Raw genomic sequence first — 26,891 nt, forward strand, 5'->3', positions numbered from 1 at the left:
TTATTCATTTTTCACATCTTATTAGGTCAATACTGTTTGGATGTTCATTTATATACTTATTAAATTCCATTGCTAGTGTTCTAGCCTCGTAAGCGTCAGAGGCATAAAAACAATTTTCTAATCTTATATTTTGAAAATCACGGTAGTGCACTGTATATGGCTTCAACATATTAATTTTGTTAATTTTAATTTACTAAAAAGCAATTAAGCTATATCTCAACCATGCATATGTTCGTAAAATTAAAGCACTACTTTTGTTGTTATCAAAATATATATACATAGATTATGTATTTAAAAATACTTAATGAAGAAAAAAAGTAATTAATCTATTTTTTTTTATTTTTAGAGTCCTGCTTTTTACCTTCTATTAAAAAAACAAATTTAGATAAAATATGACCAAATACTGGAACCCAAAACTTTTCATAAAAAAATTTCATAAAAATTAAGCAGCCAATGATTCGTCATCTATAGTTTCATTTTTATTTATAATCTTCAAATCTATAGAATTAAATAAATGTTGCATAAGAAGGAAATCAAGTTCCCCTTTTAACAAATTAACATCGGATGAAAGTAGATCATCAACAAAATCATCAAAAGTATCAGAAAGACGATTCACAATTAAAAATTTATTTTTGACATTATCATCGCATTAACAATAAAAGTCAACCAAATTAAAATAATAATTTTTAAATTTTTTGTAAATTAAATAATAAATATAAACAGGCAAAATAACAGATTTAATATCAAGCTTAAGGTTTTTGAATTAAACTTCATTTAGCTCGCTTTTCTTAATTTTATATCGTTCCTGATTTGCATTATCAAAACGATAATACACATATTTGCTAAAAATAAATTTAAAGAAAGCATCATAAAACCTTTTAATATATTTATAGCCAGAATATTGATGTGCCAATTAGGAAAGAATCACTTAAAAATTTGTTAAAGGAAACAAAATTTTAAAGCAATCAAAAGCAATCAAATTAGATATTAATAGTTTATTTTAAATATTATTTTTTAATTAGCTCGAAGTAACCATTTTTATTTAATGAGTACTTATCAAACCAAAGGCTTAATAGATTATCTAATCCTATTCCATCCATTTTATTTATTTGCGAAGTCTTATAGTCTGAGAGTGCAAGCAATAAATACGGAAAAATCATATCTGAAACTCCTTTTGGCAGTTTTTCTAAAGGTACACCATGAGCTCTATCCCATAAAATTTGCATATCCTGAGAGAACAAAGAACTCCAATAACTAAAATTACAATATAACTTGTCTGGAGGGAGTAGATTTACAGATAGAAATGGGAGAGATGAATTCATAGGAATAAATATTTTATCGATTAATTGTTTTTATGTTTTTGAAATGTTGAAAATATTTTTAATAGGCGAATCTCCTATAAATACAAATTTAATTTAACGCACAGTGTATCACTTAGCAACACTTTATTAAGAGTTATATTTATCCATCATTTCCTGAAATTTTAGAAATGATAAAAACTTTTTATAAGTTTGCAAGTCAAAAGCCTCTTGATTCTCCTCATTTAAAAAGGTTGATTTTCTAGGAATTAAATTATTTTCAAAATTATTATCTATTGAGTGTTTTGCATTATCTATAAAGTCAGCAGAATTATCAGATAAGTCTTGTTTATCGAGATTATTCCTCTGATATGATTGAATTGCTTTACCATTTTTTTTATTAAATATACCTCTCATAGAAAGTGCTTCTTCCACCAAAATACTTATTATTTTAGAATTACTTAAATTGTTCTCTATGCTCAACTCATCAATTATTCTCATAACATCATCTCTAGGAATAAAACCAACTCTTTTTTTCTTGGTAGGCATTTAATAATTAATTAAAGTTCAGCACTTGACTGTCATAAGTGTTGCACTATATTCATTATAAGTCAATTAAATGCTAATGATTTTACCAACAACCTTACTTCTAGGAGCCCTTGGATATCTTTTCTACAACTCAAAAAAAGAACTTTCTATAGATCACTACAACACTACAGAAAAACAAAAAGAGAATGATGATTTGTATAAAGATTTGGAAGATCTATTTATCTAAAATTACTGCATCGGTACTTAAGAACTTTGTTTCTTGACTAAAGATATACAATTCCGTAAACATAATTAGAATAAAAATAAAGATATAAAATCAATGACTGTTCATCAAGATTACGAAATAAAAATCAATTTAAATGAATTGATTGAGAAGAGAATTCCATGTTGTGATTTACTTCATCCAGATCATTGTCTAACAGAACAACAAGTCTCTGAAATAGCACATGATATTCGTATGGATTTAAATTTGCACGATCTTTACAAGCAAGTGGATCAACACATTATGAATTATGTAAATGCAGCTGGTATTGATAACAAAGAACATTGGGTTGAACCCCATCTACCAGATTTGGAGAGAGATTTAAAAGAAGAAGTTGGTATAGAATTTGATTAATTTTTATTCCTAAAAAAATTAATATATGTATTTTTTTTCTAAATCATCTATTAATTTATAAATACTTTTTGCTGACCTCTTTCTTTTTTTTAAAATGGTAAAAACTATAAATCCAATCAATACTGCAAAAATAGGTGTGAAAATAATAATTTCAAGATTCATAACCATCTAACAGAGGCATATTATTTAAATTATTAAAAAGTCTGACTCTATAGAATAGGTACTTTATACAAATATTTCACTAAAAACAATTAAGTTTTTTTATAAAGAAGTGAAAGAATTAAAATTTTTTGTAAATTATGTAGATAAATTTTAATTAAATAAATGTAATGAATAAATATTTTGCCTTAACATTAACTGAGATAGGAATCGGTAAAGTAGAGTTAGCAGTTATTGGCCTAGTAATTTTAATATTTCCAATTTTATTTATTTATGCATCTAAAAACCTTGATGCTAAGGGTGTTTTCGAATGGATGATGGAGAAACCTAATGATTGGATAGGTAAAAAATGAAACTTTAAAAATTTACATTTTCTCTAGTTAAATTTTAAATTTTCTAAATTACTAATTTCAAAATCATAAACTTGGCAATTATTTTCTAAATCATTAACTATTGAATTTTTTAGAAGAGAATAATCTATCAACTTATTGAGTTTATTATTTTTAAATTCCTTATTAGTCTCTCCAATAGCAAAAGCCAAAGCTCCTTCATAAGAAATACCGAATTTGGTAGTGTTGCAGTAAGTTCTAGTGAACTTGCTAGAAATCTTTTTAGTATACTTTTCAAGAGTTTTAGAGGAAATATCTAATGAGTAAACTGGACTACTTAAAAGAAAAAGCAAAGTTAAAGTGAATATAGCAAAAACCCTTTTGATCATAATATTTCAAAAATTGCAAATTTAATATAGTTTAAAATTTAACTCTGCGGACTATGTTTTATTAAAAATATAGAAATTAAAAGTTTATTAACCAAAATAGAAATTTCATATTTTTGAAGATAAAAACTCTCTAAAGGAGTATTTTATAGTTTGAATTTTTTTTGGTAGTTTTTTTATAAAGCGCCTAAATGATTTTGGCATAATAAAAAATCCATATCAATAATTAATAAATAACAAATAATACATGGGTATTCAATCAATAATTATCCAAAAATAAGTAAATTAATTATTAAATATATGGATTAAGCTATGGAAATGTATTTGAACATGAATTATTGTTTAATTATTAAATACAAAATTAATATGGCATTACCAGAACTTATTTATGCTCCTATTGATGGCGGAACAATACATAGATATGAAATTAGTGGTGGCAAGAGAAAATTTTTAAGATTTATAGGTTGTTATTTGGGTCAATGTAATTTCCACAAAAATATTGATGATGCTATTGATTACATAAAAAATTTGAAGGAATCACAAAAGATACAAAAAACATGAAATAAAGATACATAGATACTAAGAGACTCAATATTTTTTTGATAACTACATAATTATTGCTACAAATAATAGAGAATTTTCTTTTTATAATAAATTGATTATTTACTTGGGTTATAGTTCCGAAAGATAAACAGTCATTTAAAAAAAGAAATTAATTTATGGAAAACAGACAAATTAATTTTTTTAAATCAAAAGACTTTAATACCGTTCTTAAGCCATTTAAAAAAGGAACGGTAGTTAAAATTGACTCGTTTGATATTAGAGATAATCAAAAAGAATTAAATATAGGTTTATTTGGTTGGTATGCAATCTGTCCTTCTAATGAAGTAAAAAAAAATAAGTTATATTATTTTTCACTCTATGATGAGCCTCTTATTCTTTATAGAGATGAAAATAAAAACGTTAGGTGTATTAAAAATATTTGTCCACACAGAGGGGCCTCCTTTTTTGGAGGGACATTATCAGATGGAGTAATAACCTGCCCTTATCATGGAGCTAAGTTTTCATCTGAAGGAAGTTGCCAAAATCTCGACAGAATAACATGTCGCCACATAGTTGATAATAACTACGATAACTACGCCAAAAGAATTCATTTGTCTCAATACAAAACTTCAGAAAAAAATGGATATATTTTTGTACATTTTTCTAAAAAATCTGAGACTGATTTATACAACATAAGTGAAGATACTCCTATAAATAACTACGAATTACATGAAAATGGGTTTACACATAAGGATTATGTCTTTGAGGAGGTATTAGTTGACTTCAAATGTGATTGGTCAAGGATTATTGAAAATCACCTAGATATCCTTCATATCTTTTGGGTTCATGGTGATACAATCCCTGATAAAGATGTGAATAAAAACGTACTAGTTAGTTTTAACCAGAAAATTAATATTAATCCCAAATACATTGAAAGTATTTATTATTACAAGAATGACCCCACAAAAGAATTTATTCGGATAAAGTACATACCTCCAGGAAGGATATTAATTTACAAAGGCGATCCTTCTTCATCAAGATATTTGCAAGTTTTAGATCATATTCCTCTAGGAAACAACAAAGCAAGAGTAATAGTGAGACACTATAGGAAATTCTTACAAAATAAACTACTTAATAACCTCTTATTATTTAAAGAGACCCAAAGAAAGATTTTTTATAAGATATTCGATGAAGATTATATGATTTTAAAAACACAAACATATAATCACGATATGGGATTTATAAGTAAGGATGAAATAAAATTATTGGGAGAAGACAGAATAATTAATTATTTTTGGAAGTGGTATAAGAAGTCGGAAGATAAAGATAAACCATGGAAAAATACTAACAAAGCCCAAGATCTTGATGTATATGAAAAAGTGATATTGAAATATCCTCCTGAGATAAAGAAGTTAGAAATTGCAAATAATTTAGATATTATTAGAAAAACATTTGTAAGATTTGCTGCTCCGCTTATATTTTTTATGTTAATAATATAATTAATGAAAAAAGTAAATAGACCTTCATGGTTGAATTGGCTTTATCTCTTTATATTTATTTTAAGCTCGATTCAATTAATTATATTTTGGAGTAATAAGTTTTAGTGTTTAATAAATTTTGGTTTGACGCAAAAAATATAAATTGTTTTAAAAATGGATTTAGAGTAATTAAAGATTTAAATTTAAAGATAGCGTATTCAGAAAATGTAATATTAATAGGACCAAATGGTTCTGGCAAATCATCCTTAATTGAAATAATTAATAGAAACATATACCCAGTGGTAACTAATGAATCGAAACTGATGATATTTGACAAAGAACTTATAAATTTATGGGAACTAAGAAATAAAATAAGTACCGTAAATAATGATGTAAAAAATAGAATAAATCCAAATTTACAAGTTTTTGATTTAATTTTAAGTGGACTATACGGAAGATATTGCAACGTACAAAATAAATCTGAAAGAGATTTTTATAGGGTGGAAAGAATCATAAAGAGAATGAATATTTCTAATTTATCTAAAAAGAATTTTTCCTATTTATCAGATGGAGAAAAACAAATTTCTCTCATTGCAAGGGCATTAGTCAAAAAGCCTGAAATCTTAATCTTAGATGAACCAATTGCAAATTTAGATTATAAATCAAAGTTTTTTGTAATTGATAAGGTTAATGAATTATCAAAATTAAATACTAAAATCTTGTGCGTCACGCATGATATTTCAACGATTACAGAAATTTATGACCGGGTCATAATGCTAAAAAATGGCAAAATAATCGCTGATGGAGATCAAAATAAGGTTATAAATAGTGAAAATCTTAATAAGTTATTTGGCATTCAAGTAGAGGTAACTAAAAATAATGGACTTTGGAATATAAACAGATTACTTAAATGATTATTATAAAAATAGCTATCGAAATTGCAAGCAAAACTAATTTTTTACTTTTTAAAAATGAAGAAGATTTTTTTTTAAATGAAGAGGATCCACATTTTGAACATACAATCTTACCTCCTAAAGATCGGTCCGAGACGAATGAAGAACATCCACAATTGAAACAAACTCTATTTACGCTCATATAAAATAAAATATTTACCAATTCTACATAAATTATATTCCTAAATACTATGTAAAGAAAAACATCAGAAATGTGATGATAATGAGAATCTATTGCAATAAGTAAATTTATAGTGCATAATTGATAATAATTCTCATTATCATATTTTTATTAAATGAATTTCCATAGCTATGGAGAATCTCCGTCAAAATCAGTAAGGATAATAACTGGGCAATCCGTTTTAATAGACCCTTCATCAAGACCAAAAGGCACATGCCTAGAGGTTGAAAGTGGAATTGCAAGAGTTTATTGCCCCTGTGAAGAAACTGAAGGAATGACTCTCGCATTTCTACAATCAGGAGATCAATTAAGAACGGATCTTTTATGTAGTGAAGGTGTATGTGTTGAAGCACTAACAGATTTGTCTTTTCATAGCAATGTAAATATTGATGAGAATATTGGTTTCGATGCAGTAAATGAATGGACTTTGCAACTTCTTAGGATTAGACACTTAGGAAATGCAGAACAGCGATTACAAGCGTTGCTTTCAATACTAGTAAATCGTCTAGGTAGAAGATGCGGTCAATGGTGTGAATTACCTTTTAGGTTAACTCATGAAAGGATTGGTGAATTAATCGGTTCTACACGAGTAACATCAACAAGATTAATTTCTAAATTAAGATCATCTGAGTTGTTAATAGCTCCTATCGGAACCCAAACAGTCAGTGTTGCTCCCTCTTTTATTGAAACATCACCTCTATAAAAAAATGAAGGAATCACAATCACTTACTAACAACTTATTAATGGAAGTTGAAATTTTATCGAATAGACTTAGAAATATCAAGCAATCCTACAAAACTACAGAAAATAAAGCATTAAGGGAAAGGTTATTTTCTGAAAACAAAAATATTTTTAAAAGAGTTAATGAGATTTATAAAATAGCTGAGCTATTAAATAAAAAAAATAGTGAGAAAATTAAGTTTTCTAATTTACTTTTTGAAATAAGTAAAAGAATATTGAATGAGAATAAATTTGAAAGTAATTTATTTTTTCTTTAAATCACTATCTATTAATAAGATTGCAGAAGGTTGATTAGAAGCGAACTTTACTTTTCCAAGTATATTTGCGAATTCATCTTCTGATTTTGTTTGAGCATCTATGATTGGATCTAAAAATACGTTAGTTCTTGTATCAGAAATTCTTTCTGAAATAGAATAAAGTTGTTGCAAGGATGAAGTTAAATCAGCTTCCATGTTGAAAGAATAACAAATCAGATCCTCTATTGAATCCCATTTTTGAACGGGTGCAGGAATTTCATCTAATTTTACGCTTTGTCCTCTTGCGATTAAATAATCTGCAAACTTCTGAGCATGTATCATTTCACCATGAGATTCACTTAGAAAATGAGAAGCGAATCCATTTAAATCACGTTCTTGAAACCAAAGATACATAGAAAAATATTGAACATTAGCATATCTTTCCATAGTTAAATGTTCAAAAATATTATCTAATAAATTATCCTCTATCGGTTGAGCAACAGCTCTCCCAGATGGACCAAAATTGATTAATTTCTTTGTTTTTAAATTATTATCAATCATTTTCCGAAAAAAAGAAACTAATTAAATAATACAACATTTTGTATAAATTAGTAATAAATTTATCCTTTAAATTAAATTAAATAATATGATAATGAAAATCAATCTCAATACTATAAATGAATTTAGAGTACAGTTTTTCTGAACTGCTATTAACAAATAAAATATATAAAAGTAAAAAGAAGAAATGTAAAAAGAAAAAATGCTCTAATTGGAAGGGGGGCAAGTGTAATTGCCTATAAAAAAGTCTATATATATTCCTTATATGCCCCAGGATATAAAAAATAATAACTATTTTTATTAATAGAAAGAGAACATTTATCGCCATTACTAAGGAGATTATTAATATCAGTTCTAACCCTTAATATGTTTCCATTAATAGATACCTTATATATAAGAAATTCTCCAAGAAATTCTTTAGATATAACAATCGCATCACCAGATTCTGATCTTTTAATTGAAATAAATTTAGGCGAAATTGACATACTTTTTATACTTGTATTTTTCGAATTCTCTGAACAATTTATCTCACCTAAACAAGAAATATATGAATTACCATTTTTTTTGAGATTGATAATATTATTGCCCAAAATAAAACTACTTACAAATATGGTCTTGGGATTATTTAGAAGGTTAATTGGAGTATCAATTTGATGTATTTTTCCATCATTCATAACGGCGACTTTATCGCAAATTGACATCGCTTCTTCAGGATCATGAGTAACCATCAACCCGCTTGCGTTACAACCTTTTAGAATATTAGGGAGTTCACTTCTCAATTTTAGTTTGACATGCATATCAAGACTACAAAAAGGTTCATCTAATAAAATAAAATTTGTACCTGGAGCAAGTGCTCTCGCAATTGCAACTCTTTGTTTTTGGCCTCCAGACAGTTCATGTGGGTATCTTCCAACAAAACTATCAAGACCAACAACATTTAATAAATAATCAACTCTAGATCTGTCTTTTTTGTTTTTTAAACCAAAAATCACATTTTCCAAAACAGTTAGGTGAGGAAAAAGTGCATAGTCTTGAAAAACCATCCCAATATTTCTTTTCTCAGGACTAAGATTTTTTTTCCTACTTGAAATTTCCTTATCATTTAGAGAAATCCTCCCTTTAGAGGGATTTTCAAACCCCGCGATTAATCTTAAAAGAGTAGTTTTTCCGCAACCAGAAGGACCAAGTAATCCTAACAATTCACCATTTTCAATTTTCAGGCTAATTTCGTTTAATATCCAATTTGAACATTCTCGCTTATCATATTTATGATGCAAATCATCAATTATTAACGCATCATTTTTCACTAAGTACTTCTTATTTAAATATATTAAATTAGCAGAAAATATTCACCTAAAATATACCTTGTATAATTTTATACACCATTTAATTTTCAAATTTAATGAGAAAGTCTGAAAGAGCAGAAATAATACGTAAAGAACTCAAAAAGCTATATCCATCGCCTCCAATACCCCTTGATCATACAAATGCATATACTCTTCTGGTAGCAGTAGTTTTAAGTGCACAATCAACAGATAAAAAAGTTAATGAATTAACAAAAAGCTTATTTAAGGTTGCAGATAATCCAGAAAAGATGATGCAGCTAGGTATTAATGGCATTTACGAATACATAAAATTTCTAGGTCTATCCAATCAAAAATCAAAGAACATCTATAATTTATCTAAATTGTTGCTTGAGAAGCATAATGGTACGGTCCCAGATTCTTTTGAGAAGCTTGAATCTCTTCCAGGGGTAGGTCATAAAACAGCATCAGTTGTAATGTCTCAAGTGTTTAAAATACCCTCATTCCCAGTCGATACTCACATACACAGGTTGGCACAAAGATGGGGCCTATCAAATGGCGATAGCGTAGTTCAAACAGAAAAAGACCTAAAAAAAATATTTCCTGTTAATGATTGGAATACTTTACATTTGCAAATAATCTTTTATGGCAGAGAATACTGTACAGCAAGAGGCTGTGATGGAACAAAATGTTATTTATGTCGCACTCTTTATCCCAAAAGAAAAAAGAAATTTATATGTAAAAAGCCTTAAGAAATTTATATAATATTAAAATTAGTTTTTTAATCATGAAAATAGCAATTACTGGTGCATCGGGGAAAACAGGTTATAGAATTTCCGAAGAAGCAGTTAAGAAAGGATATAAAGTAAGGCAAATCATCAGAAAGAATTCAAAAGTTTCAGCAGGACTAGAGCGTTTAGAAACAATTAGGGTTTCTTTAGACAAAAAAGGGGAACTTGATGAAGCTTTAAAAGATATTGATGCTTTGATAATTGCGACTGGAGCTAGAGCATCATTAGATTTAACTGGTCCTGCTAAGGTTGATGCATTAGGTGTATACAGGCAATTAGAGAGTTGCAAAAGAGTTGGTATTAAAAGAGTTATTTTAGTTAGTTCCCTTTGTACTGGTAAATTATTTCATCCATTAAACTTATTTGGTTTAATTCTTATTTGGAAGAAATTAGGTGAAAACTTTCTACGCAATTCAAATTTTGAATGGACTATTATTAGACCTGGAGGATTAAAGGAAAATGAAGATATTAAATCAGAAAATATAAATTATTCAAAAGAAGATACTCAAGTTAATGGATCAATACCAAGAAGATTAGTTGCGCGATGTTGTATAGATTCTTTAAAAAACAAAGAATCCATAAATAAATTAATAGAAGTTACAAGTTCAAATGATAATAAAAAGATATCTTTTAAAAAAGCTATGCAAATGATTTAAAAGATGTAAATATATTAATTAAAACTATGCAAATAAATCCCAAAATTGACGCATTGCAATTAATGCTTACTGATTTAAGAACTAGAAATGAGCCAATAAGACATAAAGCTGCATTTAAAGGTTGTCAACCAGAATTTCAAAGTCTTGTATCAAGATTAATAAAGCAGTTAGAGGACGAATTAGTTGCTGAAAAGCTTACTAATCGTGATAGTTAAAAAATTTAGATTACTTAAATGAAATTAAGTTATCCAATTTTGCTTGTTCTGAAAGTTCATCATATCCTCCAAAAAATTTATTATCCAAAAAAATTTGAGGGAAAGTATTATGGCTACTTTGAGCCATAATTTTTTGAAAGCTCTCATCATTGTCTATTAGAGTAACTTCATGAGGGATAGATAAAGAATTAAGCAATCTAATTGCTCTTTTAGACCAAGGACAATCCTTTAAAATATATGCTTTTACACGTGATTCATTAGTGATTAAATCATGATTTGAGATATTAATAATTTTCTGTTCAAAAGAAAGTAAAAATATATCAGTACCTTTTTTTACAATACATCCCTCCTCTAGATGCCCGCCAAACACATTACATCCCTCATCTGCAAAACTCAAATGTAAATGAACATCTCCTTTATTAAAATGTCCGTTTAATGAAACTATTTCTAGATTTCCTTCAAATTTATTTATCTCTTGATTACCTGGGCATTGAATACAAACTGTTCTAAGATTACCAACCACTCCAGAAACATACCCATATAAATTATTCGATAAAGAATATTCTTTAATTGAATTTATCAAATCAGATTCTGGAGATAGCTTTAGGCTATGAGGCTGCATTAGATGTAAGGAATAATTTTGTAATATAAAACATCATCATTCATAAAGAGAAGTTGAGTTTATAATCTTTAGGATTAAGATTTAAATTAAATTTTAGAATCTTGCTTCAAAAACCATTTAAAATTTTTACTTAAAATTTAAGCTTGTTGAGAGTGTAATATATTTTTTATATACAAAAACTAATTTGTTATTAAGAAAAAATCTTAAAAATTTGGCATTGAATACTCCCAATCTATTATCGATATCTCGCCTTTTCCTTGTATTTCCATTAATACTTTTTTTAGAAATTAACAGACCTTTTTATGTCTTTATATTGATAATTATTGGAGGTTTAACTGATTATTTTGACGGGTTAATTGCAAGGAAATTTAATCTTAAAACCAGAATAGGAGCTATCCTTGATCCCTTAAGCGATAAAGTATTCTATTTAATTCCTTTGACCTTCCTTTGTAAAAATAATTTTATACCCTTCTGGTCTTTGTCATTAATTTTATTTAGAGAATTAATTATCTCTAGCCTAAGGAACTCTACAAAAGATGGTTTGCCAGCATCAATGTTAGGAAAATATAAAACATTTTTCTTTTTTATTTCAGTAATTACTTTCTTTACACCATTAAAAATTACCTTATTGAATAATTTGGCTTTAATTTTTTATTGGTTAGGATTCATCCTGACCTTGGTGACTTTATTAGGCTATTTAAGAATTAAAAAGAATATTATCTGAATTTTCATCAAACTCCTCACTCTTTTTATTATTAAAATCATTCACAAAACTATCCTTTAGACCGTTAAGTAAATCAAAAGTTGGCGCCCACTCTAAATCACGTTTTATCTTAGAGATATCAGTCTGATAATGATTTAATCTAATTGGAAATCCCTTTCGAGACTTAGGATCTAATTTTTGATAATCAAATGTTCTTAGAGAAATCTCATTTTGGTTTAATCCAAGAACTTTCGCACAGAAAAAGATTAAACCCTTGATTGTTACTCCTTTTTCACCTGAACAATTGTAAATATTATTTCTGGAATTTTCAAAATTTATGCACCTAATCATTACATCAGTTAGGTCCGAAACATGGCCTAGCTGAGTAATTAAGGAACCGTCACCAGGGATTGGTATAGATTTTTTAGTAAATAATCTTTCAAAAAACCAATTTTCAATTTTATTATAATTTCCTGGTCCATAAATATAAGTAGGTCTAAAACTTGTAAAAGGAATTTTTTGTTTTTTTAACCAATTTTCTGTCTCAAACTTTCCTTTGTGCCTACTTTCTGGATCAATTGGATCAACTTCGGATAATGGTAGTTCAGAATTATCTTTATAAACACCTGCAGAGCTTACATATATATATCTCTGGAAAGAGTTATCTAAATTTTCTATAAGAAGTTTGGTTTGTTCTAACTCTCGTCCAGAAATATCAAAAATAACATCATACTTTTCATTTCTTAGTTTGACGATATCTTCTGAATTATTTCTATCACCCTTAATTAAATATGTTTTTTCAGGATTACTTTTATTACCTCTCGTGAAAATATCAATATCATAATTTTTACTTAATAACTTTCCAACCAAAGACTTGCCAACAAATCTAGTGCCACCCATTACAAGAATTTTCATATTCAAAAAATATTTAACTGAAGTAGTAATCTTAAATAGAATTACATATTGAATAGTACTACTAATAAGTAATTAATGAAAAGGATGATTCTATGGACCTAATACCAGCAATTGATTTAATGAATGGTAAGTGTGTAAGGCTTTTTAAAGGCGACTTTAATAAAAGAAAAGACTTCACAAAAGAGCCTCATGAGCAAGCTAAATTTTGGGAAAGCGAAGGAGCAAAATATATACATATAGTTGATTTGGATGCTGCAAAAACTGGATCCCCAACAAACGATAAATCAATAAAAAAGATTGCAAAAACAGTAAACATACCTATTCAAATAGGTGGGGGTATAAGGTCTCAAGAAAGAATAGAACAATTATTTTCTTATGGTATTGAGAAAGTTATCATGGGAACCTCTGCAATAGAAAATAAAGAACTAGTTAAAGACTTATCAAATAAATTTCCTGGAAGGATAATTGTTGGGATAGATGCAAAAGATGGAAAAGTTAGTACAAGGGGGTGGCTTGAGCAATCTAATATTTTTGCTACAGATCTAGTAAAGGAGTTTTCTTCATTTAAAATTGCTAGTTTTATTGTTACAGATATAAATACAGATGGGACTTTAGAAGGGACAAATGAAGAATTCATAAAAAGTATACTTGAAATTACAGATATTCCAGTAATAGCCTCAGGAGGTGTTGGTTCAATTTCTGATTTATTATCCTTAGTAAAATTTGAAAACTCTGGACTATTTGGAGTAATAGTAGGTAAAGCTCTATATGAAAATAAATTCACGATAAACGAAGCGAATAATGTATTGTCAGCAGAGAGATTAAATGACATTGATTTAAACACAAATTACTACGCTTAAAAGAGTATAAAAATTGATTTAAGGCTGGTGTTTGCAGTAATTGTTAGTTAATTTTGTATAAGAGATAAGAAAACTAGTCTTGGAATTAATTTCAAAAAAATCGATATTGATTATTGCTCCAAGCTTAATAGCGGAATCTTTATCGCTTAAGTTAACATCACTAGACCAAAATTTAGAAATTAATTTTAATAATGAAACAGGTGATAAAACTCCAGATTTAGTTATATGGAATGTTCTTAATTTCCAATCAGAAGATCTTATAAGGTTAGAATTATTAAAATTAAGAGAAAGATATGATGAGTCAAAGTTTCTTATAATTCTCTCTGGCGAACTTGTTTATGAAGCAAATACCTCGCCATCGTTAAATGCTGAAGGTTTTCTTTTAAATCCCAGTGCAGAAAAAGTTCTTGAATCTATTGATACCATTTTAAATGGAGGGAGGGTATTTGATATTGAAAATAATTCCCGAGTTCAATTAAACAAAAATAAGCCTCTCTCTTTTAGTCAAAAAATTCTAACTTCAGGTCTTAAACAAATAGATTCTGAAATTAACTATATATTCAAATATGTCAACTCTGATTCAACACCAGAATTTTATAAATTCATTTTAAAAGGAAGATTAAGAGAACTTATTACTGCAAAATCTTTTCTAATTTTCTTATGGGGTAATTCACTAGAACTTTATACAGAGGCAGTTTACACTGAAAATAAAATTAATCTTGAAAATAAGAACACTGTTTTCATTAAAGATAAAAACACCGCAGAAATATGGAATTTGATTTTAGATAGACTAAAAGAAAGGTATAGCTCAACTAACTTACAAGTTGAATTTAATAATTCATCAATAATTCTCTCTGGAATAAAGAAAGAATTCATTTCGCGACTAATTTGCAAAATGTTAGATGAGTTAGATAATTTAGTCAAAAATATTAAGGAAAACTATAAGGAGAAAGATTTTAAAGATGATTTAAACTCTCTTATAAAAGAACTTAAAGTTAATACAATTTCAAATATCACAGACAGTTATTTTCGATTAAAAAAAGGAAGCGAATCTATTTCAATAAATGATTTTATTTATAGTGAAGTAAGTTGCGAAGAGATAGATAGAGAATCACATGAATCAATTATGTTTATTGAGCCAATTATTAAAAATGAAGCTCTTGACTATGATGGGAAATTACTCCCTCTATATGAAACAGAATCGTTTTTGATCCTTGAAAATATTATTTCAAACTGGACAATAAGGAACTGTAATTTATTAGCTTCTGAAATCTTTAATATTTGTTCTTCTTGGCCTGAATTAAGAACTGTACTCATAAATCCCGAATTACAATCGACAAGAAATTTTGAAAGATTTAGAAATAATATTAATAACTACAATCGCTGGCATGACAATATTTATATGCCTATCTACTTGTATGAAAGTAAAAGAGAATATATTGATATTATCGATAAAAAATTTACCCGTTACTTTAAAAATGAAAATAGGGAGAAAGAATTAGATAATCTAGAATGGCTACAAAAACAAGTTACATTGTTAGTTGAGATAAGAGATGCCGTAGCACCGCAGTTAGAAGTTGCTGTAAAATATATCGGTAATCTTTTCGTAACTTTCCTTACAAAGGTCGTTGGTAAAGCTATCGGTTTAGTGGGGAAAGGAATCCTTCAAGGATTAGGAAGATCAAGTTCAAAGTAAGTTATTAAACTTTAATGAAAATAATTCAATGGATCCTGATAGCATTAATTTTCTTAAGCCCATTTAAAGCAAATGCCTCTAGAGATACTGATAGTTACGATGGCAACATTTTCCCAATATACGCAGGTAACGGGGCTATAGTTCCTCCCCAGACAACTCTTCAGGAATCATTAAAAAATAAAAGAGTTGCAGTTTTATTTTTTTATCTTGACGACAGCTCGGATAGTAAAGCTATGGCTCCGATAATATCCGGTTTAGATTTGATATGGAGAAATAATATAGATATTATTGCTCTAACTACTGATGAATTACAGGATAAAGAAAAGTCTGATCTTATAAATGAACCTAATTATTATTGGAACGGATTAATTCCACAAACCATTATTTTAAATAGTGATGGTGAAGTTAAATTTGATAAAAATGGAATAATTAATATCGATGAATTAAACAAAATTATTGGAGAACTAAAGGGAATTGATATAGAAGAAACGACATTTTCTGTAGAAAGTTTTAATGAATACAATAGTATCATTTCTGAAAAAAAAAATAAAAACAAAAATTAATTAAAAAAAATGATATTAATAAATATCTTCTTAGTTCTTTTAATTTTTTTAATTATTTCAGATTTATATATTAAAAACTCACCCAAATCAAAGTTAAATCTGGTACCTATAAGTTACAAAATCAAAAAAAAGGATGGTTTAAACGAATTAATTATTGATTTAAAAATAACTAATAAAAGTAAAGCTAAAGAGACGATGGTTTCTAATATAAATTTTGAGTTAGATTGTTTTAAAAGTAAAGGTAACGAATATTGCCAAAATTTTAATTATCAAGAAGATATTTACATATATGAAAATAATAAAATTAAGAATTTAAATAACTACTGGCCAACAACAATTATCAAGTCAAATTCAGAATTATTTGTAAGAATCATATATAAATTTAGCAATGATAATTTTAGAAAAAAAATAAAATATCTATGGTTAAAAATATATTGGGAGAACTATGGACATTTTGGTATTTCAAATAATAAGGATTGTTTCTTAATTAATTTAGATGGTCAAAAACAAAGGCCGAAAGAAGTTTTTGAAATTCCAATAAATAATAAATATAAAGCTTTTGCTATTGAAACTGATTTACTTGGTTGCTTTGATAACCCAGTAAATACTGTTATTGAATACTGCAAAGGAATTGTAGAAAAAAATGATATTTTAACTATCGGTGAGAGTCCGCTAGCGATTATGCAAAATAGATATATTTCCCCTCAGAATTTAGAATATAGTTTATTTTCGAAAGCTTTATGTTATTTTTTTCACCCTACAAGCAGTCTCGCAACAGCTTGCGGGATGCAATTATTAATAAATAGAATTGGAGTCACAAGAATAACCTTTGCACTATTTGTTGGATATCTCTTCAAATTAGTTGGGATTAAAGGTATGTTTTATAGGTTAACTGGTTCAGAATCATCCCTCATTGATGATATAAGCGGCACAGTTACACCTTACGACAAGAGTATAGTCATGGGTCCTCTCAATGCGGATTTATTTTGTAAGGAGGTCTCGAACTATCTAAATATAGATGTTGCAGTTGTCGATGTTAATGATCTTGGAGGTGTGAAAGTCTTAGCAAGTTCAAATAAAAAAGTAAATAAAATACTTAAAAAAAACTTATTATCTAATCCAGCTGGCAATGGAGATGAAAAAACCCCTATAGTATTAATAAGAGAAAAAAAGTAAATGAAAAAAGATACCTCTTATTCTTTTCAATCTAAAAAAGGAATGGAAGTAACTTTTGAAGAACTCCATATACGGCACATTAATCTTTTAATAGATATTAAAAATAAGGAATTGAATAATTGGTTTTTAAAGATGGCAATTATCAATACCTTTGATGACTTAAAAATCTTTTTGAATAATCTTAAGAAAAATAAAAATAAATGCATAATTGCTATATATGGAAACGAAATTATTGGTTATTTGAATATTTTTCCTTTAAACAAAAAAGAGACTTGCTTAAAAATATCTAAGCCCAAGTTGATTAATAGCAAGTGTTCTTTAACCGATAAACAATTAACTTTAGGATTGATAAAAAAATCCATCTCAATAAAAGAAATCAAAACTTCAAGTTGGATAATTAATTCAGATATAAATAATGTTGATCTCATATCAAACGCAAGAGAATTAGGCTTTCAACCTTTAGGAGAGATAATCCTTTGGGATGGTTCTGATCTAAATAAACCTAAAAATCAAAATTCCAATGCCTATACATTTATTAATGAATACCAAAACATTAATAAACAAAATATATTAAAAATAGTTAATTTCATAAGATCAAATCAATCTCCCTTAATAAGAAATATTTTAGATTTTGATCAATACGACATTCTTAAAAGAAATAACTCTAAGAGTGGTGCCTTAATATATGAAAATTCAGTTTTATGTACAATTTTAAAAGATATTAATTATCAAAATGAGGAAATTTATACTTTAACTATAAGTAGATATTGGGATAAGAGACTCAATTCTATTTTAAAAGAATTTATAAAAAGATTTTTTGAAAAATCACCTGTTTCATATTTAAAAACCTATAAAGAAAATTCTCAATTAAATGTTTTTCTTGAAGAGTGTAATATCAAAGAAAAAAATCAAGAAATAATTCTTATTAGGAACACAATAATTAAGAATGAAGCCAAGCAAGTAAATATAATAAATCAATCTTTGGAATCAATCTTTGAAAAATTAAGTCCACAAGGTAATCCATATCCATCTCCTTTTCCATTAAAAACAAAGTGAAATTTTGCAAACCCAAACCCAAGTCAATTTTGAGTTTGGATATAGGTACCAAAAGAATAGGATTAGCTTATTGTGATCCCCTCTGCATAACATCAAATATCCTTCCAGCAGTAAAACGATTTGAAAATAATCAAGAGATTAAAATCATTAGAAATTATATAAATGAATTTAATTTGACTGGTTTTATTGTGGGTATTCCGCTAGATGAGGAAGGTAAAATGACCACTCAAGCTATTGACTGTAAAAATTACGGTCAATTACTTTCAAATGAATTAAAGCTTCCTTTTTCTTATGTCAACGAACATAGTTCAACTTGGGAATCTTCAGAAAGATTTGGAATAAAAAAAGATAAATCCGGATTGATTGATAGTTTTTCAGCAAAAATAATACTTGAACAATGGATCGAAGAAGGTCCTGAATTAGAAGAAATAGCTGGTAAACGTCAAATAAAATATTAGTATTAAAAAGGATAGATAATTTTTAAATGAAAGAAGCCAATTCAAATGATAATTATGATGCACAGACTCTTTTATTAAATGACTCAAATGGAAACGAGTTATTTTGTTATCTTGAACAATTAGTAAGTGTTGAAGGCCAAGAATATGCTTTATTAACGCCAGTTGATACACCAGTAAGTCTTTTTAAGATAAATGAAAAAGATGAACCTGAACTAATTGAGAAAATAGATAAAAATGAACAAATACTAAAAAATGCTGAAGCAGTCCTTCAAGAACATGATTTAAGACTTATCAGATCAGCAGTTACATTAACAGTATCAGGAGAACTTGAAGAACCAATTTACGATGAATTAGAAGAAGATTACGTCGATGATGATAGTGAGAGTTATGAATTGCTCGTTAACTTTAATCTTTTTGACCAAGAATATGGCTTATATATACCACTAGATCCTTTTTTTATTGTTGGTAAATTAAAAGACAAAGGTGTCTTATTAGTTGAAGATGATGAGTTCGATAAAATTCAACCTTTGATTGAAACTGAGCTTGAAAAAAGTAGTTCTTAAAATAAATGAGATCTATCCTAAATATCAATTGGGATTCAAACTTACCAATATATAATATTTCTCAATCTGAGTTGCAAAAAAAAGGAATTAATTCTTTATTGCTAGACGTGGATGGGACTCTAGTAAATAGAAAATCAAATATGATCCCAAAAGCTGTAAAAAATTGGATCATAGAATCTAAAAAACTTTTCTCCTTATATCTAATAAGTAATAATCCATCAAAAAAAAGAATCGCAAAAATAGCGAAAGAATTAAATTTAAGGTATAAATACAATGCATCAAAACCTAGAAAAAAAGTAACTTTGTCTGCTATCAAAGAAATTGGCAGAGAGCCAAAAAATATAGCCATTATTGGCGACAGAATTTTTACAGATATTATTGTTGGGAATAGATGTGATATAAAAACAATATTAGTTAAGAGATTAAATAGAGATGGCCTGCCTATAAAATTTAATTTAACTTTGACAATAGAAAAATTAATTTCTCATTTTATAAAATGAAAACTTGGGTTATAAAAATTGGTACTAGTATTTTAAGAGGAACAGAGGAAACATCTACAGAAGAAGTTATTGAAAACCTTTCTAAATCCTTTACAAGTTTTCTTTCAAAAGGAAACAAGTTAATTTTAGTAACTAGTGGAGCCGTTGGATTAGGTTGCCAAAAGTTAAATATTAAAACAAGACCAAATGATTTAAGTACCCTTCAAGCTACTGCTGCAGTAGGTCAAGTTAATTTAATGTCCTTATACGATAAAGTATTTAATAAATTAGGTCTTAATATTGCTCAAATTTTAATAACTAAAGCTGATTTCAATTCACGAGAATCTTTTAATAACGCTTCTAGAACTTTAAAAAGATTAATCGATTTGAATGTTATTCCAATAGTAAATGAAAATGATACCGTAGCAAATGAAGAGCTTAAATATGGAGATAATGATACCCTCTCTGCTTTAGTTGCCTTGGCTATAAATGCTAACAAGCTTATATTATTAACCGATATTGAAAATCTATACTCAAAAGATCCACGTAATAATAAAGATGCGCAACCTATTAAAGAAGTTCATAATAGTGAATTAAAGGAGATTAAAGATAAAAATATTCAAAACTCAAATAATGAATGGGGAACAGGAGGAATTTCTACAAAATTAATTTCTGCAGAAATAGCAACAAAAGGAGGAGTCGAAGTCCAACTAGTTGATGGAACTAATAAAAAAAACTTAATTGAAATATTTAATGATAATAAAATTGGAACTTTATTTTATCCAGTAGAAAAACCTATTGGAAATAAAAAAAGTTGGCTTTCACACGCAATTCAAACAGTAGGGAAAATCACTTTAGATGATGGCGCTTCTTTTGCAATTAAAAAAAAAGGTGCCTCACTTTTAGCGGTTGGTGTTAAGAATGTAGAAGGAAACTTTACGATTAATCAGGCAGTTAAAATCGTAAATACAAATGATAAAGAAGTTGCAAAAGGTTTAGTATCAATAAGTAGCGACAAATTAAGAAGTATCTTAAATAATAAAGAAAATAACAACTCCTCGATAATTGTCGTTCATAGAGATGTTCTTGCTCTCTCTTAGAAAAAATTAAAACTGAAAAATGCTTTTAAGTGATTTAGTTGATCTAATAAAAAAAGGAAATTCAAATTTTATTAGTGCCAATATTTTCGAAGATTTAAATATAGATAATGCTGCCTCATTAGATGCTGCAGTTAAACATCAAATATCTTTTTTAGAAGAAAATAATATACTTAAAGAAAAATTAGATCAAACTAAAGCATCAGCAATAATAACTACTAACAACGATGAAATCGTTAGTGCCCTAAAAAAACTCAATATATCTAACATAATCGTTAAAAATCCAAGAATTGCATTTGCAGAAGTATTGGATTATTTATATAAAACTATCAATTTCAAACCAGGAATTCATGCTTCAGCAGTTATAGATAAAACAGCAATAATTGGAGCAGATTGCCATATTGGACCTAATGTCTATATTGGAGAAAATACCGTAATTGGAGACAATAATCATATTCTTCCGGGATCATCAATTTTAGGCAATGTTCAAATAGGAAATAATAATATAATTCATCCAAATTGTGTTATTTACGAAAATACCACTCTAAAAAATAATTGTGTAATTAATTCAAATTCTGTTATTGGATCAGAGGGATTTGGTTTTATTCCTGAAAATGGTAAATGGGTAAAGATGCCGCAAAAAGGTGGTGTAAAAATAATGAGTTTTGTAGAAATTGGAACTAATTGTTGTATTGATAGACCCGCAGTTGGATTTACTTTTATTGATGAAGGAACAAAGTTGGATAATTTAATACAAATAGGTCATGGCGTAAAAATTGGAAAGAATTGTGCATTTGCAGCTCAAGTTGGTATCGCTGGAGGCGCAAATATTGGAGATGGTGTTATTTTGGCAGGGCAAGTAGGAGTCAATAATAGAGTAAAAGTTGGTAATAATGTCATTGCGAGTTCAAAATGCGGAATCCATTGTGACATTGAAGATGGCAAGGTAATAAGTGGTTTCCCCGCGATGGAAAATAAATCATGGCTAAGGAGTTCAAGTATTTTTAAAAAATTACCAGAATTAGCAAAAAAACTTAGACAATTAGACAAGCAATAATTTATTGTTCTATTAAACAAAAATTTAAATGAAGAAATATAAGATTGTTTTATTGTCAGGAGACGGAATTGGACCAGAGATTTCAGAAGTTTCAAAAAAAGTTTTAAAAAAGCTTTCAAAAAATCATAATTTCGATATTGAGATTATTGAAAAATTATTTGGAGGGATAGCGTATGAAAAATATGGTACTCCTGCTCCAGATGAAACACTAGATCAATGTAAAAAAAGTGACGCAGTACTTTTAGCATGTGTTGGAGATATTAAATATGATTCTCTTGCAAGAGAATTAAGGCCAGAAAGTGGGTTACTAAAGTTAAGATCTGCCCTAAACCTTTTCGCAAATATCAGGCCTGTCAAAATAAGAAAATCTTTATTAGAGGCAAGTACATTAAAAAAAGAAATCGTTGAGCATGTAGATCTTATTGTTGTAAGAGAATTAATAGGAGGAATTTATTTTGGAAAACCAAGAGGTTACATAACAAATACAAAAATCCCAAAAGCTTTCAATACGATGGTTTACGATTCGACTGAAATAGAAAGAATAACAGAAATAGCAATAAAAATTGCTAACCAAAGAAATAAAAAAATATGCTCTGTTGATAAATCAAACGTTCTTGAGGTTAGTCAATTGTGGAGAGATACAGTTTTAAATATCACCTCAAAAGATAAAAATATATCTCTAAGCAATATGTACGTTGATAATGCTGCAATGCAATTAGTTAGAGATCCTGGTCAATTTGATGTGATTTTAACTAGTAATTTATTTGGAGATATTTTAAGCGATTTAGCCGCAATGTTAACTGGTTCTATTGGTATGCTTCCATCTGCTTCTTTAAACAATAATGGCCCAGGCGTTTTTGAACCTGTTCATGGTTCGGCTCCTGATATAGCTGGTAAAAACATAGCTAATCCTATTGCAATGCTTTTATCTGCTTCCATGATGTTAAAAATTGGATTAAATGAAGAAGAAGCTGCAGAAAATTTAGAAACTGCCATTGATAAAGTTTTATCAAAAGGATTTAGAACAGCAGATTTAGCTGATGGGTCTACTGAAGTTTTATCTTGCAGTGAAATCGGAGATAAAATAATGGATGAAATTTAAAAAAAAATTAATAAATAAAAAAATATTTTTAAGTAAAACATAAAGTTGGCATATGACCTGTCAGAATCATTAGATATTGTTTTTAAAAAATGTCAAAACGTCATCCAGTGGTTGCTGTAACAGGATCTTCAGGAGCAGGAACAAGTACAGTAAAAAGAGCCTTTGAGCATATTTTTGCCAGAGAAGATATTGTTCCCGCAGTTGTTGAAGGTGATAGTTACCACAGATTTGAAAGAATGCCTATGAAAAAAGCTATGGCAAACGCTCTTTCAAAAGGTGAAAATTTCTCACATTTTGGTCCAGAGGCTAATCTTTTTGACAAGCTAGAAGAACTTTTTAAAATCTATGGTGAAACTGGAGGAGGAAAGAAAAGATATTATCTACATAGTCTTGAAGAAGCAGAAGAACATAATACAAGACTTGGGACATCCTTAGAACCTGGGCAATTTACTCCATGGGAAGATATTCCTGAGGGAACAGATGTACTTTTTTATGAAGGTTTGCATGGCGGGGTAGAAGGTGATGGATACAATGTTGCCTCTTATGCTGATCTACTTGTTGGAGTTGTTCCGATAACAAATTTAGAATGGATTCAAAAAATCCATAGAGATAACGCAGAAAGAGGTTACTCAGCGGAAACCATTGTAGATACTATATTGAGAAGAATGCCTGATTATATAAATCATATATGCCCACAATTCAGCAAAACCGATATTAATTTCCAAAGAATTCCCACAATTGACACTTCTAATCCTTTCATATGCAGGAATATCCCAACTCCTGATGAGAGCTTTGTGATCATACATTTCAGAAAAGGGGCAAGAGAGAAATGGGGGATTGATTTTCAATACTTACTTGGAATGATTAATGATTCATTTATGTCAAGTCCAACAAGTATCGTTGTAAATGGAGGGAAAATGGGATTCGCAATGGAACTAATTCTCACTCCAATAATTCATAAAATGATTGAGGAGAAAAATAAATAATAATTAATTTTCGATTATCAACTTAAATCATTATTCTTTAATTTTGAGAAGTTTTTAATCTAGAGGATCTCAAATTTTTATATATCTTTCTTGATAAAAGTACCTTACTTAGATTTAAATAGAAAAAAAAGGAAAAGTTGTGTCATTAATCGACTGGTTTGCCGCAAGGCGTAAAGATCAATTTGTTGGGAAAGTTTCCCAAGATACTGACGAAGGAGATGGTTTGTGGGTTAAATGTTCAGAGTGTTCGCAAGTAGCCTATAGAAAAGACCTAATTTCAAATTTCAATGTTTGTAGTAATTGTGGACACCACAATAGGATTAATAGCGATGAAAGGATAAATATAATTGCTGATAAAAATTCATTCAAAGAATTTGATAGTTCACTAAGTCCTACAGATCCTTTGGGTTTTAAAGATAGAAGAGCGTATGCTGATCGTATTAAAGAAAGTCAAGCAGGTACCGGTTTAAGAGATGGAGTCGTAACAGGTATCTGTTCTGTAAATTCAATGCCTTTAGCATTAGCTGTTATGGATTTTAGATTTATGGGAGGATCCATGGGTTCAGTAGTTGGTGAAAAAATTACAAGGATAATTGAGAGAGCAACTTTGGAAAATTTTCCAATTCTTATTGTTTGCGCATCAGGAGGAGCAAGGATGCAAGAAGGTATGTTGAGTCTCATGCAAATGGCTAAAATATCTGGAGCACTAAAAAAACATAAAGAGAAAAATCTCCTATATATGCCATTGTTAACTCATCCAACTACTGGAGGGGTAACAGCCAGCTTTGCGATGTTAGGTGATTTAATTTTGGCGGAACCTAAAGCACTTATTGGATTTGCTGGAAGAAGGGTTATAGAACAAACATTAAGAGAAAAATTACCCGATAATTTTCAAACAGCTGAATATCTGCTTGAGCATGGTTTTGTTGATGTAATAGTGAAAAGGAAAGATCTCAAGGATACTTTGACTAAAATTTTAAAAATTCATGGTGTAAAAGAACTCGCAGAATCAAATATATAAAATGAGAATAATTTCTAATTTATTTTATTTTTCTTTAAGCCTTCTACTCTTTATTTTAAACTTTGCCTCCTATTCATATGCGATAGGAAATGTTGATTGGGTTCTCCTTAAAGAAAATGATGATGGGAAGGAATGGCTTGATAAAGGGAGTATTAAGTCGCTCCCAAATGGCGAAATAAGTGTATTAACAAAGTTCTTTAAGAATCCAACTAATTCTGATGATGATGGAGAGTTATCACTTTATGTAATGAGAATTAATTGCAATGAAAAAAAGTTCAAAGATACATCAATAAATGGAATTCCTCAATTCAATTCAAAATGGCAAACTTCTAATAATGATGAACTTATAGATGTTGTTATTGAAAATAGCTGTTCAGAGTTTATTAATAAAAAGAATGAATACTAAAAATAAAAAATTAAAAATAGCAGTCGCTGGACTAGGATTTGGGAAAAAAGTTCATTTAGAGGCATTAAAAGAGTCTGATCACTTAACTCCTGTAGCAATTTATCATTACGAGAAAAAGCAAAAGTCGATATTAGAAAAAGAAACGGGCTTAGATTTTTTTCACAATTGGGAAGACTTAATTAAATCTCCAAAAATTGATGGAATTATTATTGCCACTCCTCCCGAATCAAGATTTAAGTTAGCAAAACAAGCCCTTGAGAACAATAAAAATTTGCTCCTAGAAAAACCCGTTTCAATAACCTCCTCAGAAATTGAAGAGCTTCAGAGAATATCTTTGATTAATAATTTAAGCGTATGTGTTGATTTTGAATATAGAGCAGTACCTCTTTTCCTTCAGACAAAAAAACTTATTGATGAAAATATCTTAGGAGATATATATTTAGTCAAATTAGATTGGTTAATGGGCAGTAGATCCGACCCCAAAAGATCCTGGAATTGGTATTCATTGGAAGAAAAAGGTGGAGGAGTTATTGGCGCTTTAGGTACTCATGCATTCGATATGTTGAATTGGTTTTTTGGAGAAGCAATAAACGTGTCTGGCAAGTTAGCAACATCAATAAAAAAAAGACCTTTACCTAATTCATCTGATTCAAATGATGTTACGAGTGAAGATGTATGTTTAGCCAATATAGAAATATCAAACTACAGCTCAAATCTTATTCCATGTCAGGTATCTTTATCATCAATTTCTAAAAATGGTAGAGGATTTAGTTTAGAAATATATGGAAGCGAAGGTTCACTAATTCTTAAAAGCGAAAACCAAAAAGATTATGTACATGGTTTTAATTTGAAATATTCAAACAACGAAAATAAAATACAAAATCTCACTGCAGATTCAAGTTTTAATTTTGAAAAAACATGGACTGATGGGAGAATAGCTCCAGTTTTGAGAATTCAAAATTTATGGGCACAGAGTATAATTAATGGAACACCTGTAATCCCAGGCTTATGCGAGGGACTTGCTAGTCATAAAGTTTGCGAAGCCATAAGAGAATCTTCCAAAAGTGGATTAAGTATAAAAATTTAAGGCTATACATTTATAAGTAGCAATTATCACCCGATAAAGTATTGGATTGAT

37 protein-coding genes are annotated in these 26,891 nt (G+C 28.5%); 28 read left to right on the plus strand and 9 right to left on the minus strand.

The genetic code is table 11. The features are described 5' to 3' along the window. Nucleotides 1-4: 4 nt before the first annotated feature. The 4 genes from EU98_RS09620 to EU98_RS07295 form a co-directional block, all read right to left on the minus strand. Nucleotides 5-169 (minus strand): hypothetical protein, encoded by a 165-nt coding sequence (locus tag EU98_RS09620; RefSeq protein ID WP_072165439.1) that lies wholly within the window; start codon nucleotides 167-169, stop codon nucleotides 5-7. A gap of 273 nt (nucleotides 170-442) precedes the next feature. Then, entirely contained in the window at nucleotides 443-616 is a 174-nt protein-coding gene (locus tag EU98_RS09715; RefSeq protein ID WP_193742988.1) for a hypothetical protein, read from the minus strand. A 391-nt stretch (nucleotides 617-1,007) separates the two neighbouring features. Further along, a complete protein-coding gene (locus tag EU98_RS0108760) occupies nucleotides 1,008-1,322 on the minus strand; it encodes a hypothetical protein (protein WP_032515165.1) in 315 nt (104 codons plus the stop codon). 126 nt (nucleotides 1,323-1,448) lie between these two features. Next, nucleotides 1,449-1,847 carry a hypothetical protein gene (locus EU98_RS07295; protein ID WP_032515166.1) on the minus strand — a complete coding sequence of 133 codons (399 nt, stop codon included), beginning with the start codon at nucleotides 1,845-1,847 and terminating at the stop codon, nucleotides 1,449-1,451. A 76-nt stretch (nucleotides 1,848-1,923) separates the two neighbouring features. Between EU98_RS07295 and EU98_RS09720 the strand changes: the two genes are divergently transcribed. The 3 genes from EU98_RS09720 (at nucleotide 1,924) to EU98_RS07285 (ending at nucleotide 2,975) form a co-directional block, all read left to right on the plus strand. Further along, nucleotides 1,924-2,073, plus strand: a complete 150-nt coding sequence (locus EU98_RS09720) for a hypothetical protein (protein WP_193742989.1) — start codon at nucleotides 1,924-1,926, stop codon at nucleotides 2,071-2,073. A gap of 93 nt (nucleotides 2,074-2,166) precedes the next feature. After that, nucleotides 2,167-2,463, plus strand: coding sequence for a hypothetical protein (locus EU98_RS07290; RefSeq protein WP_032515168.1), 297 nt, complete (start codon nucleotides 2,167-2,169; stop codon nucleotides 2,461-2,463). Between the two features lie 329 nt (nucleotides 2,464-2,792). Then, complete coding sequence (locus tag EU98_RS07285; RefSeq protein WP_032515169.1) at nucleotides 2,793-2,975, plus strand: hypothetical protein; 183 nt, start codon at nucleotides 2,793-2,795, stop codon at nucleotides 2,973-2,975. Nucleotides 2,976-2,998: 23 nt separating this feature from the next. Here the strand turns inward: EU98_RS07285 and EU98_RS07280 are convergent, their stop codons facing one another. Then, the gene (locus EU98_RS07280; RefSeq protein WP_032515170.1) at nucleotides 2,999-3,340 is read right to left on the minus strand and encodes a hypothetical protein; all 342 of its coding nucleotides are present in this window, start codon (nucleotides 3,338-3,340) and stop codon (nucleotides 2,999-3,001) included. A 363-nt stretch (nucleotides 3,341-3,703) separates the two neighbouring features. Here EU98_RS07280 and EU98_RS07275 point away from each other — a divergent pair, with 363 nt between their 5' ends. The 6 genes from EU98_RS07275 to EU98_RS07250 all read left to right on the plus strand — a co-directional run bounded on the left by EU98_RS07275 (nucleotide 3,704) and on the right by EU98_RS07250 (nucleotide 7,490). Further along, nucleotides 3,704-3,898, plus strand: coding sequence for a hypothetical protein (locus EU98_RS07275; protein WP_025931807.1), 195 nt, complete (start codon nucleotides 3,704-3,706; stop codon nucleotides 3,896-3,898). 158 nt (nucleotides 3,899-4,056) lie between these two features. Further along, nucleotides 4,057-5,379 (plus strand): Rieske (2Fe-2S) protein, encoded by a 1,323-nt coding sequence (locus EU98_RS07270; protein WP_032515171.1) that lies wholly within the window; start codon nucleotides 4,057-4,059, stop codon nucleotides 5,377-5,379. 104 nt (nucleotides 5,380-5,483) lie between these two features. Next, nucleotides 5,484-6,272: an ABC transporter ATP-binding protein gene (locus tag EU98_RS07265; protein ID WP_032515173.1), complete on the plus strand. Its 789-nt coding sequence runs from the start codon at nucleotides 5,484-5,486 to the stop codon at nucleotides 6,270-6,272. After that, the gene (locus tag EU98_RS09725; RefSeq protein ID WP_032515174.1) at nucleotides 6,269-6,457 is read left to right on the plus strand and encodes a hypothetical protein; all 189 of its coding nucleotides are present in this window, start codon (nucleotides 6,269-6,271) and stop codon (nucleotides 6,455-6,457) included. The genes EU98_RS07265 and EU98_RS09725 overlap by 4 nt, the downstream gene beginning before the upstream one ends. A 150-nt stretch (nucleotides 6,458-6,607) precedes the next feature. Continuing rightward, complete coding sequence (locus tag EU98_RS07255; RefSeq protein ID WP_032515176.1) at nucleotides 6,608-7,195, plus strand: Crp/Fnr family transcriptional regulator; 588 nt, start codon at nucleotides 6,608-6,610, stop codon at nucleotides 7,193-7,195. 4 nt (nucleotides 7,196-7,199) lie between these two features. Then, nucleotides 7,200-7,490 carry a hypothetical protein gene (locus tag EU98_RS07250; RefSeq protein ID WP_032515177.1) on the plus strand — a complete coding sequence of 97 codons (291 nt, stop codon included), beginning with the start codon at nucleotides 7,200-7,202 and terminating at the stop codon, nucleotides 7,488-7,490. On the opposite strand, the gene EU98_RS07245 is transcribed toward EU98_RS07250, so the two are convergent. Further along, nucleotides 7,476-8,030: a ferritin gene (locus EU98_RS07245; RefSeq protein WP_032515178.1), complete on the minus strand. Its 555-nt coding sequence runs from the start codon at nucleotides 8,028-8,030 to the stop codon at nucleotides 7,476-7,478. The genes EU98_RS07250 and EU98_RS07245 overlap by 15 nt on opposite strands. A 245-nt stretch (nucleotides 8,031-8,275) precedes the next feature. Further along, nucleotides 8,276-9,334 (minus strand): ABC transporter ATP-binding protein, encoded by a 1,059-nt coding sequence (locus tag EU98_RS07240; RefSeq protein ID WP_032515180.1) that lies wholly within the window; start codon nucleotides 9,332-9,334, stop codon nucleotides 8,276-8,278. Between the two features lie 95 nt (nucleotides 9,335-9,429). Between EU98_RS07240 and nth the strand changes: the two genes are divergently transcribed. The 3 genes from nth to EU98_RS07225 are packed head-to-tail and all read left to right on the plus strand — an operon-like array spanning nucleotide 9,430 to nucleotide 10,993. Then, the gene (gene nth / locus EU98_RS07235; protein ID WP_032515181.1) at nucleotides 9,430-10,083 is read left to right on the plus strand and encodes an endonuclease III; all 654 of its coding nucleotides are present in this window, start codon (nucleotides 9,430-9,432) and stop codon (nucleotides 10,081-10,083) included. 35 nt (nucleotides 10,084-10,118) lie between these two features. Continuing rightward, entirely contained in the window at nucleotides 10,119-10,778 is a 660-nt protein-coding gene (locus EU98_RS07230; protein WP_032515182.1) for an SDR family oxidoreductase, read from the plus strand. A 26-nt stretch (nucleotides 10,779-10,804) separates the two neighbouring features. Next, complete coding sequence (locus EU98_RS07225; RefSeq protein WP_032515184.1) at nucleotides 10,805-10,993, plus strand: hypothetical protein; 189 nt, start codon at nucleotides 10,805-10,807, stop codon at nucleotides 10,991-10,993. 10 nt (nucleotides 10,994-11,003) lie between these two features. On the opposite strand, the gene EU98_RS07220 is transcribed toward EU98_RS07225, so the two are convergent. After that, on the minus strand, nucleotides 11,004-11,615 hold the full coding sequence (locus tag EU98_RS07220; protein ID WP_032515186.1) for a PCC domain-containing protein: 612 nt from the start codon (nucleotides 11,613-11,615) through the stop codon (nucleotides 11,004-11,006). A 184-nt stretch (nucleotides 11,616-11,799) separates the two neighbouring features. On the opposite strand from EU98_RS07220, the gene pgsA reads away from it, so the two are divergent. Further along, the gene (pgsA, locus tag EU98_RS07215; RefSeq protein WP_032515187.1) at nucleotides 11,800-12,339 is read left to right on the plus strand and encodes a CDP-diacylglycerol--glycerol-3-phosphate 3-phosphatidyltransferase; all 540 of its coding nucleotides are present in this window, start codon (nucleotides 11,800-11,802) and stop codon (nucleotides 12,337-12,339) included. On the opposite strand, the gene EU98_RS07210 is transcribed toward pgsA, so the two are convergent. Further along, nucleotides 12,313-13,233 (minus strand): NAD-dependent epimerase/dehydratase family protein, encoded by a 921-nt coding sequence (locus EU98_RS07210; protein ID WP_032515188.1) that lies wholly within the window; start codon nucleotides 13,231-13,233, stop codon nucleotides 12,313-12,315. The two genes, pgsA and EU98_RS07210, sit on opposite strands and share 27 nt — an antisense overlap. A 92-nt stretch (nucleotides 13,234-13,325) precedes the next feature. Between EU98_RS07210 and hisA the strand changes: the two genes are divergently transcribed. The 15 genes from hisA to EU98_RS07135 all read left to right on the plus strand — a co-directional run bounded on the left by hisA (nucleotide 13,326) and on the right by EU98_RS07135 (nucleotide 26,840). After that, on the plus strand, nucleotides 13,326-14,093 hold the full coding sequence (gene hisA, locus EU98_RS07205) for a 1-(5-phosphoribosyl)-5-[(5-phosphoribosylamino)methylideneamino]imidazole-4-carboxamide isomerase (protein ID WP_025963676.1): 768 nt from the start codon (nucleotides 13,326-13,328) through the stop codon (nucleotides 14,091-14,093). 79 nt (nucleotides 14,094-14,172) lie between these two features. Then, nucleotides 14,173-15,789: a DUF3685 domain-containing protein gene (locus EU98_RS07200; protein WP_032515189.1), complete on the plus strand. Its 1,617-nt coding sequence runs from the start codon at nucleotides 14,173-14,175 to the stop codon at nucleotides 15,787-15,789. A 14-nt stretch (nucleotides 15,790-15,803) separates the two neighbouring features. Then, entirely contained in the window at nucleotides 15,804-16,352 is a 549-nt protein-coding gene (locus tag EU98_RS07195; protein WP_032515190.1) for a thylakoid membrane photosystem I accumulation factor, read from the plus strand. Nucleotides 16,353-16,361: 9 nt separating this feature from the next. After that, complete coding sequence (locus EU98_RS07190; RefSeq protein WP_032515191.1) at nucleotides 16,362-17,528, plus strand: hypothetical protein; 1,167 nt, start codon at nucleotides 16,362-16,364, stop codon at nucleotides 17,526-17,528. Continuing rightward, nucleotides 17,529-18,584, plus strand: coding sequence for a hypothetical protein (locus EU98_RS07185; protein ID WP_032515192.1), 1,056 nt, complete (start codon nucleotides 17,529-17,531; stop codon nucleotides 18,582-18,584). After that, entirely contained in the window at nucleotides 18,581-19,042 is a 462-nt protein-coding gene (ruvX, locus tag EU98_RS07180) for a Holliday junction resolvase RuvX (RefSeq protein ID WP_032515193.1), read from the plus strand. Before EU98_RS07185 ends, ruvX begins: the two co-directional genes overlap by 4 nt. A 26-nt stretch (nucleotides 19,043-19,068) precedes the next feature. Next, a complete protein-coding gene (locus EU98_RS07175; RefSeq protein WP_032515194.1) occupies nucleotides 19,069-19,605 on the plus strand; it encodes a DUF3727 domain-containing protein in 537 nt (178 codons plus the stop codon). 5 nt (nucleotides 19,606-19,610) lie between these two features. After that, entirely contained in the window at nucleotides 19,611-20,105 is a 495-nt protein-coding gene (locus tag EU98_RS07170) for a YqeG family HAD IIIA-type phosphatase (RefSeq protein ID WP_032515196.1), read from the plus strand. Further along, nucleotides 20,102-21,184, plus strand: coding sequence for a glutamate 5-kinase (proB, locus tag EU98_RS07165; protein ID WP_032515197.1), 1,083 nt, complete (start codon nucleotides 20,102-20,104; stop codon nucleotides 21,182-21,184). The genes EU98_RS07170 and proB overlap by 4 nt, the downstream gene beginning before the upstream one ends. A gap of 19 nt (nucleotides 21,185-21,203) precedes the next feature. Continuing rightward, nucleotides 21,204-22,238: a UDP-3-O-(3-hydroxymyristoyl)glucosamine N-acyltransferase gene (gene lpxD, locus EU98_RS07160; RefSeq protein ID WP_032515198.1), complete on the plus strand. Its 1,035-nt coding sequence runs from the start codon at nucleotides 21,204-21,206 to the stop codon at nucleotides 22,236-22,238. A 28-nt stretch (nucleotides 22,239-22,266) separates the two neighbouring features. Further along, nucleotides 22,267-23,340, plus strand: a complete 1,074-nt coding sequence (leuB, locus tag EU98_RS07155) for a 3-isopropylmalate dehydrogenase (protein ID WP_032515200.1) — start codon at nucleotides 22,267-22,269, stop codon at nucleotides 23,338-23,340. An 89-nt stretch (nucleotides 23,341-23,429) separates the two neighbouring features. After that, a complete protein-coding gene (locus EU98_RS07150) occupies nucleotides 23,430-24,326 on the plus strand; it encodes a phosphoribulokinase (RefSeq protein WP_032515201.1) in 897 nt (298 codons plus the stop codon). A gap of 139 nt (nucleotides 24,327-24,465) precedes the next feature. Then, nucleotides 24,466-25,347: an acetyl-CoA carboxylase, carboxyltransferase subunit beta gene (accD, locus tag EU98_RS07145; protein ID WP_025881187.1), complete on the plus strand. Its 882-nt coding sequence runs from the start codon at nucleotides 24,466-24,468 to the stop codon at nucleotides 25,345-25,347. Between the two features lies 1 nt (nucleotide 25,348). Next, complete coding sequence (locus tag EU98_RS07140) at nucleotides 25,349-25,753, plus strand: hypothetical protein (protein WP_032515202.1); 405 nt, start codon at nucleotides 25,349-25,351, stop codon at nucleotides 25,751-25,753. Beyond that, nucleotides 25,743-26,840 (plus strand): Gfo/Idh/MocA family protein, encoded by a 1,098-nt coding sequence (locus tag EU98_RS07135; protein WP_032515348.1) that lies wholly within the window; start codon nucleotides 25,743-25,745, stop codon nucleotides 26,838-26,840. The genes EU98_RS07140 and EU98_RS07135 overlap by 11 nt, the downstream gene beginning before the upstream one ends. The last annotated feature ends 51 nt before the right edge of the window (nucleotides 26,841-26,891 follow it).

The sequence above is a fragment of the Prochlorococcus marinus str. MIT 9314 genome, from assembly GCF_000760035.1.
Lineage (GTDB): Bacteria > Cyanobacteriota > Cyanobacteriia > PCC-6307 > Cyanobiaceae > Prochlorococcus_A > Prochlorococcus_A marinus_B.